The organism is Pseudomonas sp. PDM24 (assembly GCF_019218905.1).
Lineage (GTDB): Bacteria > Pseudomonadota > Gammaproteobacteria > Pseudomonadales > Pseudomonadaceae > Aquipseudomonas.
The window spans coordinates 24,175-41,553 of the sequence record NZ_JAHUWR010000006.1 but is presented as its reverse complement, the minus strand read 5'-3'; the positions used below and the strand labels follow the sequence as shown (position 1 = coordinate 41,553).

The 17,379-nt window shown below is 57.2% G+C and carries 12 protein-coding genes; 7 read left to right on the top strand and 5 right to left on the bottom strand.

The genetic code is table 11. The annotated features are described in order from the left end of the window. Positions 1-39: 39 nt before the first annotated feature. The 4 genes from KW837_RS19665 to KW837_RS19650 form a co-directional block, all read right to left on the bottom strand. Positions 40-585, bottom strand: coding sequence for a Bro-N domain-containing protein (locus tag KW837_RS19665; protein WP_371317150.1), 546 nt, complete (start codon positions 583-585; stop codon positions 40-42). 365 nt (positions 586-950) lie between these two features. Further along, positions 951-2,201 (bottom strand): ribonucleotide-diphosphate reductase subunit beta, encoded by a 1,251-nt coding sequence (locus KW837_RS19660; RefSeq protein ID WP_007934889.1) that lies wholly within the window; start codon positions 2,199-2,201, stop codon positions 951-953. Between the two features lie 645 nt (positions 2,202-2,846). Continuing rightward, complete coding sequence (locus tag KW837_RS19655) at positions 2,847-3,119, bottom strand: hypothetical protein (protein WP_218398060.1); 273 nt, start codon at positions 3,117-3,119, stop codon at positions 2,847-2,849. Positions 3,120-3,303: 184 nt separating this feature from the next. Next, the gene (locus KW837_RS19650) at positions 3,304-3,567 is read right to left on the bottom strand and encodes a DUF2790 domain-containing protein (RefSeq protein WP_123495813.1); all 264 of its coding nucleotides are present in this window, start codon (positions 3,565-3,567) and stop codon (positions 3,304-3,306) included. Positions 3,568-4,118: 551 nt separating this feature from the next. On the opposite strand from KW837_RS19650, the gene acs reads away from it, so the two are divergent. From acs to argR, 7 genes are all read left to right on the top strand, one after another. Continuing rightward, positions 4,119-6,074 (top strand): acetate--CoA ligase, encoded by a 1,956-nt coding sequence (acs, locus tag KW837_RS19645; RefSeq protein WP_123495815.1) that lies wholly within the window; start codon positions 4,119-4,121, stop codon positions 6,072-6,074. Positions 6,075-6,784: 710 nt separating this feature from the next. Beyond that, the gene (locus KW837_RS19640) at positions 6,785-7,558 is read left to right on the top strand and encodes an ABC transporter substrate-binding protein (protein WP_008009943.1); all 774 of its coding nucleotides are present in this window, start codon (positions 6,785-6,787) and stop codon (positions 7,556-7,558) included. Between the two features lie 90 nt (positions 7,559-7,648). Beyond that, entirely contained in the window at positions 7,649-8,338 is a 690-nt protein-coding gene (locus tag KW837_RS19635) for an ABC transporter permease (protein ID WP_007904805.1), read from the top strand. Further along, entirely contained in the window at positions 8,335-9,033 is a 699-nt protein-coding gene (locus KW837_RS19630; RefSeq protein ID WP_123495817.1) for an ABC transporter permease, read from the top strand. Before KW837_RS19635 ends, KW837_RS19630 begins: the two co-directional genes overlap by 4 nt. A gap of 1 nt (position 9,034) precedes the next feature. Then, positions 9,035-10,147 (top strand): M14 family metallopeptidase, encoded by a 1,113-nt coding sequence (locus KW837_RS19625; protein WP_218398058.1) that lies wholly within the window; start codon positions 9,035-9,037, stop codon positions 10,145-10,147. A gap of 27 nt (positions 10,148-10,174) precedes the next feature. After that, positions 10,175-10,939 (top strand): ABC transporter ATP-binding protein, encoded by a 765-nt coding sequence (locus KW837_RS19620; protein ID WP_007904680.1) that lies wholly within the window; start codon positions 10,175-10,177, stop codon positions 10,937-10,939. A 246-nt stretch (positions 10,940-11,185) separates the two neighbouring features. Then, positions 11,186-12,166, top strand: a complete 981-nt coding sequence (gene argR / locus KW837_RS19615) for a transcriptional regulator ArgR (protein WP_192344429.1) — start codon at positions 11,186-11,188, stop codon at positions 12,164-12,166. A 34-nt stretch (positions 12,167-12,200) separates the two neighbouring features. On the opposite strand, the gene KW837_RS19610 is transcribed toward argR, so the two are convergent. Continuing rightward, complete coding sequence (locus KW837_RS19610; protein ID WP_256348887.1) at positions 12,201-17,162, bottom strand: dermonecrotic toxin domain-containing protein; 4,962 nt, start codon at positions 17,160-17,162, stop codon at positions 12,201-12,203. Between the last annotated feature and the right edge of the window lie 217 nt (positions 17,163-17,379).

Sequence of the window (17,379 nt, the reverse complement as noted above, 5' to 3'; positions counted from 1 at the left end):
AAATGGGTGCAGAAAGCTGCACCCATCTTTAGCGGCTTTCTAAAATAGAAATAGCCGTGAAGCTTTCCTCCACCAAGATGTTTGCTGTTGGGGCAGCAGGATGCAAGGCATGTCCCGCATCCGTATCCATGGTTCATTCCGCCAGTGCAACAAACTCAGTTGCATCTGAGGCCAATCCAAAACGCTCAAGGTTGGACGCTCAACTGCCTGCGCCGGTCTTGCGTCACGCAGTGCAGTTACAACCTGATGCGTCAGCCATTCGCGTAGTGAGCGATATTCCGGGCAATAGTGATAAACCAATAATGCATACACGCCCGACTCGCTGAGCATCAGTCGCTCCTCTGCTGCTCCATGAGCATGTACCAATAACATCCGTCGCTGATCCATATCGAGTTTTCGGGACATTCGCTCGTCCAAATACTTGCCCATCAACCGCCCTATATCGCGCGCGCAAAACCAGGCTTGGTTTTCGAAGAGTAGGGCGTGGAGATGAATGTCGTGGCGAGTGAATAGGGTGGATGGGAGAGGCTCCCACTCGTCGTTCATTGGTGTGGATAAATTTCTGGATGCGAGTTGAGTGGACATAATCCGTGACCTCTACGTATTAAGGGGGCAGGGCCTGACCCAACGTAGAGTGGAATTAAGAAATCCCAACGAGCAAAGCCATCACATACCAACGACAAACCACCAAAGGGTGAATTGCGAATCTGTGTGATTGGCTAAGCCTTTTACGTTGGGCGTTTCTTAGGCACCTGCGATGGAGCTTAGAGGTGCTTTGAATAGTCATCAATACGGAAGCAGCCGTAAGTTCTGTAGGAGATTTAGCGGCGTTGTGTAGGGATAAAAAAATTATTCCCGTCCAATAAAAAAGCCCCGATCAGGTCGGGGCTTTCAGCTTTTCGATTTGACGATTCAGATCGCTATCATTCAAATCGCGGTGAGCTTGGAAATCAATCCCAGCTAAGCGCACCACCAGTTTGGTATTCAATAACCCGAGTCTCAAAGAAATTCTTCTCTTTCTTCAAGTCCATAATCTCGCTCATCCAAGGGAACGGGTTCGTAGTCCCCGGATACTCTTCCTTCAACCCAATCTGGCTCAAACGACGGTTAGCAATAAACTTGAGGTAATCCTCCATCATCGCCGCATTCATGCCCAACACGCCGCGAGGCATGGTATCCCGTGCGTATTCGATCTCCAGCTGAGTCCCTTGCAGAATCATCTGGCTCGCTTCTTCCTTCATTTCAGCATCCCACAAGTGCGGGTTTTCGATTTTGATCTGGTTGATCACGTCGATGCCGAAGTTCAGGTGCATGGATTCGTCGCGCAGGATGTACTGGAACTGCTCGGCGACGCCGGTCATTTTGTTGCGGCGGCCCATGGAGAGGATTTGGGTGAAGCCGCAGTAGAAGAAGATGCCTTCCAGAACGCAGTAGTAGGCGATCAGGTTGCGCAGCAGCTCTTTGTCGGTTTCGACGGTGCCGGTTTCGAACTTCGGATCGGAGATCGAACGGGTGTATTTCAGGCCCCAGGTGGCTTTTTTCGCGACCGATGGGATCTCGTGGTACATGTTGAAGATTTCGCCTTCATCCATGGCCAACGATTCGATGCAGTATTGGTAGGCGTGGGTGTGGATCGCCTCTTCGAAGGCCTGGCGCAGGATGTACTGGCGGCATTCCGGGTTGGTGATCAGGCGGTACACGGCCAGGACCAGGTTGTTGGCAACCAGGGAGTCGGCGGTGGAGAAGAAGCCGAGGTTGCGCATGACGATGCGGCGCTCGTCGTCGGTCAGGCCTTCCGGGTTTTTCCAGAGGGCGATGTCGGCGGTCATGTTGACTTCTTGCGGCATCCAGTGGTTTGCGCAGCCGTCCAGGTACTTCTGCCATGCCCAGTCGTATTTGAATGGGACGAGCTGGTTGAGGTCGGCGCGGCAGTTGATCATGCGCTTTTCATCGACAGCTACACGGGCGGAGGCGCCTTCCAGTTCGGCGAGGCCTTCGGCGACGTCGAGGGAATCCAGGGCAGCCTTGGCGCGGGCGATCGCGGCGGAGTCCGTCGCGGTCACGGCGCGGGCCTCTTGAGCGGCGGCACCACCGGCGCTGTCAAGGCGGTCCATGTTGGCTTCAGAAGCGTGGCCGGCGTTGGCGCCTTTTACAGCGACTTCGCCGTCATCTTCTTTGTCGAATTCGTCCCAGCTCAGCATGACGTGTCGTCTCCTGCGTGAGGGCCAGATTGCCCGTGTGAAAACTGATAGGTTGGTTTTTCACACAGCCGTTTCTGGCCGCGTTGGATCTAAAGGAAATCGTTTTTTGCAGCAGTACAACGCAGGCAATAAACAGAATTTTGTACGGGTGTTCCGAAGCCGCTGATGGGCGCAGAAAACGTGAACCGCTCTGCGTGGGCTTCAGACTGGCTTTTCACCCCTGTAAGGGAATATTGCAGGCCCGTTTAAGTGCGCATTATAAGGAAATTTTCGGCCCCGTGGTGCGGCGAAATGGCACTGGAGCGGTCGGCGAGGGGCGTTTTCAGGTTGGAGCGAGGGTTTACAGGGCTTTGGCGGAGGAAGTTTTTTTTTCGTCTGTTTTGGCTGGTTTTTGACGGTGGGAGCAAGGTGTTCGCGTGGTTATGGTCTGCTGTTGTGTTGCAAGCCAGGTGGGGCGGGGCTTTCGGGGGAGAGAAGCCGTTTTTGTGGGGGCAGTTTTTGGCTGAAAATGTTCTTGAAATGGATTGCTCAGAAAACAACCAGAAACGGCGTTTTTTACTACATGTAGTGGTTTTGGTCGATTTTTGACCACTCCAGACACAACTAAGCCCGACCGAAGTCGGGCTGTGATGTCGCTTTCGGTTTTCAGCTGAGGCGACCAGCACCTACGTGATCAGAACCATCGGCAGCGACCTTGGCAGCGCCGGTGTGATCAAAGCCGTCAGCAGCGACTTTGGCTGCACCGGTGTGATCAAAACCATCAGCAGCGAAAGAAGCCGAACCAGTGTGGTCGTAACCGTCGGAAGCGACAGCCGCTTCAGTGAAAGCAGCCGAGCCTGTGCGGTCGTAGCCATCGGCGGCGAAGGTATTGGCGGCCAGGACGGAAAGGGTCAGGGCGAGGATCAGTTTGGTTTTCATGGTGGTATCTCCAGGTTCGTTGGCGTGTGTGCCTTGTGTGGAATTCATCCTACGCCAACTATTTTGATTAAAAAGCGCAAATAAACGCTTAAAACAATCGTATTTATCGATGTGATGCTCGGCGCTTCATCTGCCTTTAAAGCGGGCGGATGGGTCGAGCCTTGATAAATAAGAGGGGGGCGGATCAGCCGTTAGAGCAGCCGTTGCCCATGACGCTGTAGCGCAGAATGTGCCGCTGACCTTTGGAGTCGTCGTATTCCATTTTGGCTGGAACCACTTCGCAGACATTCGGGATTTCGCTCATCGATATGACTTTGGCGATGTCCAGGTGGGTGGAGTAGGTGTATTCCTCAATAGCGGGTTGTTGCTGTGCGACATCAGTCGGGACCTCATCCGCCATGGCGGTTACGCACAGACTGCTGAGGACCAGAACCCATAAAGCTTTCATTTCAAATTTACCTTTCTGAGGTCGAATGGGGTCGCGCAATCATTTTTTGGATTGCGTGTGGAGCTTTAATAAAGAGTCTTGGATTAACTGCCTTCGTGGGGGCTGCAACTGGGTTAATCACGTTGCCTTGTTGGCGAGGCTGATTTTAGGCCTAGGGGTGGCGTGCATATAGCCGTGCTTTTGATAAACACTTTTGGCAGATTTGGTAACAATCCCCGAAAAGGTAAGGCATTCGTTTTACTGCGACGCATGACTTGTAGCAGCTGGCGAAGCCTGCGTTCGGCTGCGCAGCAGTCGTAAAATCAGCCAATGCGGTATGTCAGGTAAATCGCGTTTACCGAATTGCGACTGCTGCGCAGTCGAACGCAGGCTTCGCCAGCTGCTACAGGTCGCGTTGCAGGTATTGTCTGGGAGAGGCGTGGAAGTGGGGTTTTGGGGTATCCACGATAATTTGTAGGGGCTTGTTACTACCATCGTCGAATGGTTCTATAGGCCCGGCCCGGCTACAACTGGAGCCATACAAAAACAACTATTCCACCGAGGTAAGAAAGATGAGTGCGGCTTCTTTGTATCCCGTTCGTCCCGAGGTTCTAGCCAACACGCTGACTGACGAGGCCACCTATAAGGCCATGTACCAGCAGTCGGTCGTCAACCCGGACGGCTTCTGGCGTGAACAAGCCAAGCGCCTCGACTGGATCAAGCCTTTCACCACGGTGAAGCAGACGTCCTTCGATGATCACCACGTCGACATCAAATGGTTCGCCGACGGCACGCTGAACGTTTCCTACAACTGCCTCGACCGTCATCTGGCCGAGCGCGGCGATCAAATCGCGATTATTTGGGAAGGGGATGACCCTGCCGAAAGTCGCAACATCACTTACCGCGAGCTGCACGAACAAGTTTGCAAGTTCGCCAACGCCTTGCGGGGCCAGGATGTGCATCGCGGTGACGTGGTGACGATCTATATGCCGATGATCCCCGAAGCCGTGGTCGCCATGCTGGCCTGCACCCGGATCGGCGCGATTCACTCGGTGGTGTTTGGTGGTTTCTCGCCGGAAGCCCTGGCGGGTCGCATCATCGACTGCCGCTCGAAAGTGGTGATCACCGCTGACGAAGGCATTCGTGCCGGCAAGAAAATTCCGCTGAAGACCAACGTCGACGACGCGCTGACCAACCCGGAAACCAGCAGCATCCAAAAAGTCATCGTGTGCAAGCGCACCGGTGGCAACATCAAGTGGAACCAGCATCGCGACATCTGGTACGAAGACCTGATGAAAGTGGCGGGCAGTGTGTGCGCGCCGAAAGAAATGGGCGCTGAAGAAGCGCTGTTTATCCTTTATACCTCCGGTTCCACCGGCAAGCCGAAGGGCGTGCAGCACACCACTGGCGGTTACCTGCTGTATGCGGCGATGACCCACGAGCGTGTATTCGACTACCGTCCGGGCGAAATCTACTGGTGCACCGCCGATGTCGGTTGGGTCACCGGCCACACTTATATCGTCTACGGCCCGCTGGCCAATGGCGCGACCACGCTGCTGTTCGAAGGCGTGCCGAACTATCCGGACATCACCCGGGTGGCGAAGATCGTCGACAAGCACAAGGTCAACATCCTTTACACCGCACCGACCGCGATCCGCGCGATGATGGCGTCGGGCACCGCCGCTGTGGAAGGCGCCGATGGCAGCAGCCTGCGTCTGTTGGGTTCGGTCGGTGAGCCGATTAATCCGGAAGCGTGGGATTGGTACTACAAGAATGTCGGTCAATCCCGTTGCCCGATCGTCGATACCTGGTGGCAGACCGAAACCGGCGCGACCCTGATGAGCCCGTTGCCGGGCGCTCATGGCCTGAAACCTGGCTCTGCGGCACGGCCGTTCTTCGGTGTGGTGCCAGCGTTGGTGGACAACCTGGGCAACATCATCGAAGGCGTTGCCGAGGGCAATCTGGTGATTCTGGATTCGTGGCCAGGCCAGGCGCGCACGCTGTATCGCGACCATGACCGCTTCGTCGACACTTACTTCAAGACGTTCCGTGGCATGTATTTCACCGGTGACGGTGCACGTCGTGACGCAGACGGTTACTACTGGATCACCGGTCGCGTGGATGACGTGCTTAACGTTTCCGGGCACCGCATGGGCACCGCCGAAATCGAAAGCGCGATGGTTGCGCACCCGAAAGTCGCCGAAGCGGCGGTGGTCGGTGTACCGCACGACATCAAGGGGCAGGGCATTTATGTCTATGTCACGTTGAATGCTGGCGAAGAGCCGAGCGAGCAACTGCGCCTGGAACTGAAGAACTGGGTGCGTAAGGAAATCGGTCCGATTGCCTCGCCGGACGTCATCCAATGGGCGCCAGGCCTGCCGAAAACCCGTTCGGGCAAGATCATGCGCCGGATTCTGCGCAAGATTGCGACGGCCGAATACGATGGGTTGGGGGATATTTCGACCCTGGCCGATCCGGGTGTGGTGCAGCATTTGATTGATACGCACAAGACGATGAACGTCGCGTAAGCGCCGATTTTTGAGTCATCGAAACCCCACCAGGTGTTGAGCCTGGTGGGTTTTTTTATGGTGATCAGGTTGAGGGTAGTGGTGGCTGTTCGGGCCTCTTCGCGAGCAAGCCCGCTCCCACATTTGATCTCCGGTGAACACAGACTTTGTGCGCGACTCAGGTTCAATGTGGGAGCGGGCTTGCTCGCGAAGGCGTTCTGACAGGCGCCACATAAATAAAACCCGAACCAATATTTATCGGTTCACCTGTAGGCCCATTCCCACTGTTACCCATCACCCTTCAAGTAACTGAATGTGTAACCGCCCGCCCGATAACGAGGCATTGGGAAACGCAAAGCCCCGTCACAGGGCCTCTAAACCCGCCATGAAAAATAAGACACCACGCTGCGCTTGCCGGATTAGAAGGGTTTGCCAATAATAGGCCCGCAATTTGCAATATAGATCGGTTCACTGTCTTTTGCTCTTGCATGAAATTGCAAGGCTGTCAACGCGTTCAAGCGGCTTTCTCGGTGCATCTGTAATTTGTTGTCGCATTGAAGAAATATCGGCTTCGGGCCTGTCGTTAGAATGCCGATCACTCGCTCGTCGTTGCCTGTGTTGAAATCAGCGCACGGTTCCTAGGACGCAGCACCGCTTTGCGGTTTAACCCATTCGCATATTGGGCTGTTGCTCACTCTGCCGTTTTTGCCCTTTACCGATGGAGTCCCAAGATGAAGAAACTTGTGCTGCTTGGCGCCCTGGCGCTGTCCGTGCTGTCCCTGCCGACCTTCGCCGATGACAAGCCCGTAAAAATCGGTATCGAAGCAGCTTACCCTCCGTTCGCCTCCAAGGCGCCGGACGGCAGCATCGTGGGTTTTGACTACGACATCGGCAACGCCCTGTGCGAAGAGATGAAGGTCAAGTGCGTGTGGGTCGAGCAAGAGTTCGACGGCCTGATCCCGGCACTCAAGGTGCGCAAGATCGACGCGATCCTGTCGTCCATGTCCATCACCGAAGACCGCAAGAAGTCCGTGGACTTTACCAACAAGTACTACAACACCCCGGCTCGCCTGGTCATGAAGGCCGGCACTCAGGTCAGCGAAAACCTGGCTGAGTTGAAGGGCAAGAACATCGGCGTGCAACGTGGTTCGATCCACGAGCGTTTCGCCCGCGAAGTCCTGGCCCCGCTGGGTGCCGAGATCAAGCCTTACGGTTCGCAGAACGAAATCTACCTCGACGTGGCCGCCGGTCGCCTCGACGGCACCGTGGCAGACGCTACCCTGCTGGATGACGGTTTCCTGAAAACCGACGCCGGCAAAGGTTTCGCCTTCGTTGGCCCGGCCTTCACCGACGTCAAATACTTCGGCGACGGCGTGGGTATCGCAGTTCGCAAGGGCGACGCGCTGAAAGACAAGATCAACACCGCGATCGCGGCCATTCGCGAGAACGGCAAGTACAAACAAATCCAGGACAAGTACTTCGCCTTCGATATCTACGGCAAGTAATCGTCCCCGCAACACCTGCGAAATGGCGCAAGCAACAGGATCTCTGAGGTTTGCGCCATTTTTTCATCCCAACTTTCGAGGACCTGAATCATGTTGAAAGGCTACGGGGCTGTCATCCTCGATGGCGCATGGCTGACGCTTCAGCTCGCCTTGTCGTCCATGGTCTTGGCCATTGTTCTGGGTCTGATCGGCGTTGCGCTGCGTCTGTCCCCGATACGCTGGCTGGCCTGGCTGGGCGATCTGTATTCCACGGTGATCCGCGGTATTCCCGATCTGGTGCTGATCCTGCTGATTTTCTATGGCGGCCAGGACTTGCTCAACCGTGTCGCGCCGATGCTCGGCTATGACGACTACATCGACCTGAACCCGTTGGCCGCCGGTATCGGTACCCTGGGCTTCATCTTCGGTGCGTACCTGTCGGAAACTTTCCGTGGTGCCTTCATGGCAATCCCGAAGGGGCAGGCAGAAGCCGGCATGGCATACGGCATGAGCAGTTTTCAGGTGTTCTTCCGGGTGTTGGTGCCGCAGATGATTCGTCTGGCGATTCCGGGTTTTACCAACAACTGGCTGGTACTGACCAAGGCGACCGCGCTGATTTCGGTGGTCGGTCTGCAAGACATGATGTTCAAGGCCAAGCAGGCGGCAGACGCTACCCGCGAGCCTTTCACCTTCTTCCTCGCAGTGGCGGCGATGTACCTGGTGATCACCAGCGTCTCGTTGCTGGCATTGCGTCACCTTGAGAAGCGCTACTCGGTAGGCGTAAGGGCGGCTGATCTATGATCTTCGACTACAACGTCATTTGGGAGGCCTTGCCGCTGTACTTCGGCGGCCTGGTGACCACCCTCAAACTGCTCGCGCTGTCGCTGTTCTTCGGTCTGCTGGCGGCACTGCCGCTGGGGCTGATGCGCGTCTCCAAGCAGCCGGTCGTCAACATGAGTGCCTGGCTGTTCACCTACGTGATTCGCGGCACGCCAATGCTGGTGCAGCTGTTTTTGATCTACTACGGCCTGGCGCAGTTCGAAGCGGTGCGTGAAAGCTTCCTCTGGCCATGGCTGTCCAGCGCCACGTTCTGTGCGTGCCTGGCCTTCGCCATCAACACCAGCGCCTACACCGCTGAAATCATCGCCGGCAGCCTGCGCGCCACGCCCAATGGCGAGATCGAAGCGGCCAAGGCCATGGGCATGTCGCGGGTCAAAATGTATAAGCGGATCCTGCTGCCATCGGCCCTGCGCCGGGCACTGCCGCAGTACAGCAACGAAGTGATCATGATGCTGCAGACCACCAGTCTGGCATCCATCGTGACCCTGATCGACATCACCGGTGCCGCGCGCACGGTCAACGCTCAGTTCTACTTGCCGTTTGAAGCCTACATCACCGCCGGCGTGTTCTACCTGTGCCTGACGTTCATTCTGGTGCGCCTGTTCAAAATGGCCGAGCACCGCTGGCTGGGCTATCTGGCCCCGCGGAAGCACTGATATGGAACGCATCGATCATGCATTGCCGTGGAGCCACCTGGGTAGCGAACGCCGGATTTCGGTGTTCCGCTTCGGCGCTGGCGAGCGCAAGGCCTACATCCAGGCCAGCCTGCACGCCGATGAACTGCCGGGGATGCGCACGGCCTGGGAGCTGAAAAAGCGCCTGACCGAACTCGAAGCCCAAGGTTTGCTGAACGGTGTGATCGAACTGGTGCCGGTGGCCAATCCACTGGGCCTGGGTCAACTGCTTCAGGGTAACCATCAGGGGCGTTTCGAGGCCGGCAGCGGCAAGAATTTCAACCGCGATTTCGTCGAGCTGAGCGAGCCCGTGGCCGCTGAGCTGCAAGGTCATCTGGGTGACGATCCTCATGCCAATGTCCGTTTGATCCGTGAAACCATGAGCGATGTGCTGGCTGCCTTGCCACCTGCAGCGAGTCAGTTGCAAGGCATGCAGCGCATCTTGCTCAGCCATGCCTGCAACGCCGACGTGGTGCTGGATTTGCATTGCGATTGCGAAGCGGCGCTGCACATGTACGCCTTGCCGCAACACTGGCCGCATTGGCGTTCGCTGGCTGCACACTTGAACGTCAAGGTCGGTCTGCTGGCGGAAGATTCCGGCGGCAGCTCCTTTGATGAAGCGTGTTCGCTGCCATGGCTGCGTTTGTCGCGTCTGTTTCCGGATGCCCAGATTCCACTGGCCTGCCTGGCGACGACCATCGAGTTGGGTGGCCAATCCGATACCGGTCGCGAAGAGGCTGTGGCTTACGCCGAAGGCATTCTGGCGTTCCTCGCTGAACAAGGCTTGATCAGCGGCGAATGGCCAAAGCCTGCACAAGACGCTTGCGAAGGCATGCCGTTCGAAGGCACTGAATTGCTGTTCGCGCCGCATCCGGGCGTGGTGAGTTTCCTGCGTAAACCCGGTGAGTGGGTTGAAGCGGGCGACGAGATTTTTGAAGTGATCGATCCGTTATCGGATCGGGTCAGCACGGTGTGTGCTGGTACGTCCGGGGTGCTGTTTGCCATTGAACGGCTGCGTTATGCCCAACCCGGTTTCTGGCTGGCCAAGGTGGCGGGGCGCGAAGCGCTGCGTCACGGGCGCTTGCTCAACGACTGACTGACTGTTTTTGTGAGAACCGACCGCATGTACAAACTTGAAGTCCAAGACCTGCATAAACGCTATGGCAGTCACGAAGTGCTCAAGGGCGTGTCCCTGAAAGCGGCGGCTGGCGATGTGATCAGCATCATCGGCTCCAGTGGCTCCGGCAAAAGTACTTTCCTGCGCTGCATCAACCTGCTCGAACAGCCGCACGCCGGCAAGATTCTGCTCAACAACGAAGAGCTGAAACTGGTCGCCAACAAGGACGGCGCGCTGAAAGCCGCCGACCCGAAACAGCTGCAACGCATGCGTTCGCGCCTGTCGATGGTGTTCCAGCATTTCAACCTGTGGTCGCACATGACCGCGATGGAAAACATCATGGAAGCGCCGGTCCACGTGCTCGGCATGTCCAAGACCGAAGCCCGCGAGAAGGCCGAACACTACCTGAACAAGGTCGGTGTTGCTCATCGCAAAGATGCTTACCCTGGCCACATGTCCGGCGGCGAACAGCAGCGTGTAGCGATTGCCCGCGCGCTGGCGATGGAGCCTGAGGTGATGCTGTTCGACGAACCGACCTCGGCCCTCGACCCTGAGTTGGTCGGTGATGTGCTGAAAGTCATGCAGGCCCTGGCGCAGGAAGGCCGGACCATGGTGGTGGTGACGCACGAAATGGGCTTTGCCCGTGAAGTGTCGAACCAGTTGGTGTTCCTGCACAAAGGCGTCGTCGAAGAAAGCGGCAACCCGCGTGAGGTGCTGGTCAATCCGCAGTCCGAGCGTTTGCAGCAATTCCTCTCGGGGAGCCTGAAGTAAACCGAACTCCCGTTGCGCACCGGGATAGTGCATGCTTCGCAATCTAGAGGCTGGCCCCAATCCCTTGTGGGAGCGGGCTTGCTCGCGAAAGCGGTGTATCAGTCAACATCGTAGCTGTCTGAACCACCGCTTTCGCGAGCAAGCCCGCTCCCACATTTGATTTCTGCCGGTTTCGAGATTTGCGTTCATTTACGGGCTAGCATTGGCCCATGCCTTCATCACTGTTTTCGTTTCGGATTGCCCGCCATGACTGCCCATCGAATTGGTTTCCTGATTTGGCCCAGCACTAAAGCTCTGACGCTTGCGCTGGCTGAGGAGGCCTTGCGTGTTGCCCAGCGTGTGCATCCGGACGTTGTTTACGAACTGTCGTTTTTGCAGGCCGAACCATCGACCGAAGGCGCCTGGCAATTGCCGGGTGAACCCTGGGCCGGCAAGCTCGAAAACTTCCAGAAACTGTTCCTGCTCGCCGACGAGCCGCCGACCTCGCTTGCGCCGGCACTCAGCAGTGGGCTGAAACAACTGGTGCGCGCCGGGTGTGTAATCGGCGGGTTGTCGGCCGGTGTTTACCCGTTGGCGCAGTTGGGTTTGCTCGACGGTTATCGCGCTGCCGTGCATTGGCGCTGGCAGGACGATTTCGCCGAGCGTTTCCCGAAGGTGATTGCCACCAGTCACCTGTTCGACTGGGATCGCGATCGCTTGACCGCGTGCGGCGGCATGTCGGTACTCGACCTGTTGTTGGCGGTGCTGGCCCGCGATCACGGCGCCGAACTGGCCGGTGCGGTGTCGGAAGAACTGGTGGTCGAACGCATCCGTGAGGGCGGCGAGCGCCAGCGCATTCCATTGCAGAACCGCTTGGGCTCCAGTCATCCGAAGCTCACCCAAGCGGTGTTGCTGATGGAAGCCAACATCGAAGAGCCGCTGACCACCGACGAAATCGCCCAGCATGTGTGCGTATCGCGTCGGCAGCTGGAGCGGATCTTCAAGCAGTACCTCAACCGTGTGCCGAGCCAGTACTACCTGGAGCTGCGCCTGAACAAGGCCCGGCAAATGTTGATGCAAACCAGCAAGTCGATCATCCAGATCGGCCTGTCGTGTGGCTTTTCTTCGGGGCCGCATTTCTCCAGCGCCTACCGCAACTTCTTCGGCGCCACGCCGCGGGAAGATCGCAACCAGCGGCGCAGCAGCAGCCCGTTCGAGTTGTCATCGGTGCCGTCCGAGCGCGGTTGAATCTGCGCCAGGCTGCACTCGAACCAGGCGTTGATTATTCGTCAACCTCTGAGTTTCCAGAGGACGACACCTCCAGTTGCGCGTTATCGATGATTTCATCAAGCCCGAAGTCAACGTTGTTCAACCTGAAATAATCAAAGAGTCGTCGAAGGCTGTCTTCGGACAACGGATTCCCTCTCAGGTTGAGGCTTTCGCCAATTTCCATCGGCAGCTCCAGAATGTCGCTGGGTACCTCAATGATCGCGTTTGCGCTCAGATCAACCACGTCCAGAAACTCGAGTTGCAGCAGCCCTGGGGGGAACTCAGTGATGCCGGTGTTGTTTAACAGCAGTACGGCAAGCTCGGGCATCTGACTGACGTCGGGTGTCAGCCCCAATGGGTTGTTGCTCAGCTCCAGATAGTCAAGGCGCTCCATTTGCGCCAGTTCGAGCAGGGTTTGCGTGGTCAATGTGAGTTGGCACCGGGTCAGGGCCAATGCTGTCAGATCGCCCATCCTGAAAACGGCGTCGGGGATTTCGTTCAGTGTGTATTCGCGGATGGTCAGGCTTTTGAGGCGGGGGAAGCATTCCAGAAAACGCCCGGCCCCTGAGGTCATGCCGGCGCTACTGTGCAAATAGAGCAGTGTGACGTGACTGAAGTCGGCGCTCAGCACCGGCAGGTTGCCAGTGATGTTGATGGTCAGCGTCAAATCATAGGTGGGTGTCAGTGTCGCGTTGAAGCCATCCACATTGGTTTCATGGCGCCAGCAACGCTCCAGAATCCGTTTGGTTTCAATTCGGTTCAACTCTTCGAGTACCCGCTCCGCGTCCGTCAGGGCTTGGCCAGAAACCGGGTGGTGGGTGGGAATGTCCTGGGTCCAGATTTCCAGGGTGGTCCTCAGCGTTTCGAACTCGCCTTCCAGGCGTGTCAGCTCTGTTTGGCCCTCTTGCAGTGTGCCAGGCAGGCGATAAATGAAATCGCTGGCTCGCTCTTGATCCAGTCGCGGATAGAGTCGTTGTAATCGTTGGATATCCGCCTGTTCAGCAAAGACACCGAAGTCAAGGCCGGTCTTGACGAAGTAGCGTTTGATGCGTTCGCGGTCTGCTGCGCAAATCGGGTTGCCGCCCAGGTCAAAGCCATTCTGTATGTCCGGTGGCAATTCGAAGAGGGCGGCAGGCAGGTCCGGGATTCGATTGTCATTGAGCAGGGCGGTTCGAAGATGGGGGCGCGTCAGCAAACCGGTGGGCATGCTGGAGATGCCAGTCCCTGCCACATCGATGTAATCCAGATCGGGCATGTTTTCGACGTTGGGGAGTAACCCCAGCGGATTGTGATACAGCTCCAGTGTTGTCAGTTCGCCCAGCGCAGCGAGTGTCGCCTGGCTCTGCGGGGTGAGGGTGAGCGCACAGTCGCTGATAATCAGTTCGTTGAGGTGCGGCCATTGGGTGATGGCGTCCGGAATATTGCCAAGGTTGAAATTGCGCAGGGCCAAACGATGCAGCCCGGAGAAGCGCTTCAAGAATCCATTCACACCCCGAGTGGCTCGATGGCCGGTCAATGAGAGGTTGCTCACGTGAGTGAAATCGGCGCTCAGCACCGGGAGCTCGCCCAAAATCGGCCGGGAAAAAATAAAATCGACCTGCCAGGTGTCGGTCAGGGGGTGGGAAGCCTGCCGACGCCAGCAGTCGAGCAGCTGGTTCATGAACTGCCTGCGATTGCGTTGTTGTGTGGAGAACTGGTTGGCGACGATTCTGACATCGGTATCCGGGATATACAGCGGGATATCGCCGGTCCAGAGTTGCAGTTCATCGACGAGCCTTTCGTGTTCGCCGATCAGTCGCGTCAATTCTGCTCGCGGTCCGCTCGGATGCAGCTGTAGCCGTTCGACGTACGCCTGCAGTTCCTCGGCCGAAAGATGGGGGAACAGACTATGGGCTCTGGCTTGTAACGTCGGTGGCTGGCTCGGCATACGCCGATAGCCTTCGGAGCCACCCAGCAGACGCATCACTGATGGGTCGTAAGCGGGTTTGAAGATGGGGTGATGCGATAGCAGTGCGCGCAACTCGTCGCGACTCAAGGCATGTTCGCGGATCGATTGTTTGAGTTTTTCACCTTCGCCGATATGGATCTTCAGCGCGGTACGCTCGATGTCGGGGAATGCCTGCAGCAGGCTGGCATACAGATCGCTGGCGGAATTGAGTGCCTGGCCTGTCTCGTCATAAGCCTGAAACGGGCCTTCTTCGGTCATGACCAGGACTTTGCGCAGCGACGCATCTACGTTGCCAACGCTATCGATCAGTTGTCCCTCATAGCTGTACTGCCGCAGTTCGATGCGCAGTTGCCCCGACCAGCCCGGTAAACGTTCTAGCGAATGCAAGGCCAGTCGCTGTGTGTCGAGGTTATCGGCGGTCGACTTAAGCTCAAGGCCTTCGTAGGCGCGTGTCACCCGTGTTTGCAAAGCGGCCTCACGGCTCAGGTCCGCCAGTCGTTCGGGCAATGTTCCCTGTTTGAGCTGTTGCAGTTCCTGATCGCTCGCCGTGTCGAACACCGCTTCTGCGAGGCTCGTCGGCAGGCCGGGTTCGGCGTTGATGATGGTGTGGGCTGGTGCGCGAGCGCCGCGTTCGAGTGTGCGGTAGCGATAATCGAACAAGGCGGCTCTTTTGCGTTCGACAATCTCAGCCAGCGTGCGACGCAGTGTGCGAGTGCGGGTGTCGAGACGGGCGACGGGGGCACCGAACTCCTCGCCCATCAGGGTTTTTATTTCGGCTTCATCCAGTGTCAGAAGAAACGTTTTGAGCAAGTCGCCGTCGTTCAGTTGTGTGACATCGATTTGCAGGTCCGGCACCGCGGAGCCGGGGCTTTGCCAGAGGATTTGAGCCTTTTCATCAATCAGGCGCAGGCCTTTGCGCTCGGGCCAGTAGCCGTTTTCATAGAGTAATTCCAGCTGTGTCACGGGATCGGCCTTGAGGAAGTCTTCAGGCCGGTCACTGTTCATCTGTTCGATAAAGGTTTGAATGTCCTGTTCGATCCTGAACCGTTTGAGGGTGTCGGCAAGCATGGGTGGCAGCCGTTCGACATCCGTGTGCATCTTGCGCAGCGTGTTTTCATCGTCGCCGCTGATCTTGAGCATGCGCTCACGCTCGATGGCGGAAAAACGTTCCATGTCGGGACCGATACGGCGCAACAACTTGGCCTGATCCCATTCCAGCGGTTGCTCCAGCTCAGTCTGCCAGGCACCTTCGCCATTGTGTTTGAGCACTGGTTTATAGGCGTCGGGGCGAGCCGGGTGGTCGATGCGGTGCTGGCCGGTTTGCGGGTCCTTGATCACGGCATAGAGTTTGCCTTCCAGCCTCAACAGGGATTTGCCCTGATGGTTGTGCAGCCCGCGTTCGTCGGTTGGCGAACCCTTGGGCAGTTCTGCGCGTTGTTCGAACGGCACCAGATCGGGCTTCCAGTAGCGGGTTTCGCCATTCGGTGTCTTGACCGGTTTGAAACGGTCAATGAACTCAACGACTTCTCGAGGCAGGACTGAACGAAACTCCCCCACGACGAGGGTGCCTCCCACCGCAAAGGTGCCCAGCTGTACCGCGGACTGAACCGTCTCCATGAAATGTTCGAGCGCTTCATCTGTCAGGCCTTCTGCCCAGTCGACGATGCCTTCGAAGGTCTCGTCGAGCAATTGGTACGCCACGTAGGCCAGCATCAGTTCGCCAAGGAACGGCACGAACGGCAGGGCGACAAAGGCTGCGATGTTCAACAGCGCCGAGGCAATTTCTGTGAAGGAGTCCCATAACGCCCATCGGGCTTTTTGGTCGACCAGGGCAGTGGATACTGCGATGACCCGTGCATCGTTGAGGATCTTGTCCAGTTTGCGCTGGTAGAGATGAGTCCACAGATCGCCCTGGATTGGCACTGCTGCCATTTGCAGGTTGACGCGCTGGTCTGGATTGTCTCTCCATGTGGGGCGCGAATCGCCAGGTTGAACCGGTTGCCAGGTGATGGGGGTGAGGCGGTTGTTCAACTGAGCGAAAAAGTGCCCGCGATCCTCATGGTCGATAAAGCGACTGAAGAATTGTTGATAGTCATGATTGCGCAAGCGCTGGATCAGTTCCTGGGCGAATGCGCCGGTGGAGGAATACTCCTTGATCGGGTGTTCGGGGTCGTCGGGAATATAGGCCACTACCCGAACCGTTTCGTGCGAGCGCTCCAGATCCGGGGCAAACAGCACGATACCGGTCAGGTTGGCGTTCATGATTGTCAGTTCATGGCAGCCCCATTCCTGGCCGCGCAGGCGCAAGTGTTGCAAGCCATCCAATAAGCCAAGGATCAGTTGATGAACATCACCGCCAAGCTTGTTTTGCATGTACGCCATTTGCAGGGCGGCGGTGAGTGCCGCTTTCTGGCTGTTGCGAACTTTGGATTGCATGACCGCCGTCGCCACCGGATTGCGCAGGCCCAGGTTTTCTTCGAGGTACTCTTTGTAGCGCTCGCCAATATCCAGTTCCCGGCACAATCGGGTGAATGCAGCGATGGGCATTTTTTGCAGGATATGCGGCAGTTGTTTGAATTGCCCGGTGGCAGAAGGCGGGGTGATATAGGTGGACGCGGACTCAAAGGCCTGGTCTGTCGTCTCGCTGCTTTCAAAATTGTGCAGGGCGGCATCCAGCAGCGACACGGTCCAGATGCGTGCTGCCCCGGATTTCAATCGCAGCCAGGGAATGCGGGCAGGAATATAAAGACGCAAAAAGGTATGGCTGACATCCAGTTCCAGCCCAAAGCGTTTCTTGATCTGGGCTGCAAGTATTGGCTCGGCAAAGGTGCTGGCGTTTTGTAGGCACGCCAAGGCCCGATCGACACGGTTTTGCGCCTCCCAATGCCGTGCATTAAGTTTGCCCAGTTCGACGTGCTGTGCCCTGGAGGCTGCCTTGAGTTCAGCGGGTAGCTGCGGTTTGACCTTCAGCAAGGCTTCGCGCTTTTGTGCGTTCGCCTGCATCAGCCAGGAAGGAATGACGCTCATCAGGTGCCGATAGTGCGCATCCGGGCCTGAAAGGTAGCATCGAAGCGTCTGGGTGTTCGGTGTTCATGTTCATGGAAGAGGTCGTCTGGGTTCGAAAGACCTCTAGCAAACCCCATCAGCCTGAACGGCGTGCGGTACATATTTACCGCCATCGGCAACACCGCATCAGATAGAACTGAGCACGCCTGCCGCAAACCCCGCCAGCAGTTTAAACTGC